This window comes from Variovorax sp. P2_H12 (genome assembly GCF_056403395.1).
In genome coordinates this window covers 1-1,259 of sequence record NZ_JBFUFO010000104.1, presented here as the reverse complement: position 1 = coordinate 1,259, position 1,259 = coordinate 1, and the positions used below count along the sequence as shown (strand labels likewise).

The following is a 1,259-nucleotide window of genomic DNA, read 5'->3' as shown; positions in this document are numbered from 1 at the left end:
TGACCTGCCCCCTCCCAGCCGTACCAGCGTAGTGGCAGCGAAGTCCGTCAACTTGGAGAATGACGGACATGAGAAAGAGCAGATACACCGAGGAGCAGATCATCGGTTTCATCAAGCAGGCCGAGTCCGGCTTGCCGATCAAGGATCTGTGCCGCAAAGGCGGCTTCAGCGACGCGACCTTCTACAAATGGCGCGCCAAGTACGGCGGCATGGACGTCCCCGACGCCCGGCGGCTGCGTGAACTCGAGGCGGAGAACAACAAGCTCAAGAAGCTGTTGGCAGAGGCTCACCTGGACATCCACGCGCTGAACACGGCCTTCGGGGTAAAGCGTTAGCCCCACAGGCCAAGCGTGCCGCCGTCGCAACCATGATCGAGCAATGTGATCTGAGCGAACGGCGTGCATGCAGGCTTGTGGGGCTCTCCCGTGACAGCTATCGCAATCCACCCGAGGTCGATGCCATGACGCAAGAGCTCAGCAGCAAGATCGTCGAGATCGCACATGCGCGCCGGCGCTTCGGCTATCGGCGTATCCACGACATGCTGCGCCCGCACTTCCCGGGCGTGAACCACAAGCGCGTCTACCGCCTGTACAGCGCCGCCAATCTGGCGGTGCGCAAGCGCAAGAAGGTCAGGCGCCCTGCCAGCGAACGCGTGCCGCTGCAACTGGCTACGACGGTCAATGAGGTCTGGAGCATGGACTTCGTCAGCGATAGCCTGAGCACCGGACGGCGCATCAAGTGCCTGACGGTGGCTGACGACTTCAGCCACGAGTGCGTCAGCATCTCGGTGGACTGGGGCATCTCTGGCCAGTACGTCACGCGGCTGCTCGACCAGGCGGCTGTCTTCAGGGGCTACCCGCTGGCCGTTCGCACCGACAACGGGCCGGAGTTCACCAGTCGTGCGTTCATGGGCTGGGCGCAGACCCATGGCATCCGCCACATCCTGATCGAGCCCGGAAGGCCCATGCAGAACGGCTACATCGAGAGCTTCAACGGCAAGTTCCGTGACGAGTGCCTGAACGAGCAATGGTTTGAGACGCTGCCGCAGGCCAGGTCGGCCATCACGCTCTGGCGCCAGGACTACAACGAGGTCAGGCCCCACAGCAGTTGCCAGCGAATGCCACCGGCGAAGTTCGCCGAGCTGCATCGCCAGCGCGCTGGCGACGCAGCTCGATCCAGCTCAACAACCACCGAGATCAATTAATCTTGCAACCCCGGACTTCCTCGTTATGAATGGCACGGCAGGAGGGGGCAGGTCA

General features: G+C 62.7%; 1 protein-coding gene. It reads left to right on the top strand.

Going from position 1 to position 1,259, the window contains the following annotated elements:
* The first annotated feature begins 68 nt into the window (after positions 1-68).
* Positions 69-1,204 (top strand): IS3 family transposase gene (locus AC1DYK_RS35370; RefSeq protein ID WP_478158581.1). Its coding sequence is split into 2 segments (ribosomal slippage): positions 69-324 and positions 324-1,204, totalling 1,137 coding nucleotides; the frame shifts between segments, so codons are not numbered across the junction.
* The last annotated feature ends 55 nt before the right edge of the window (positions 1,205-1,259 follow it).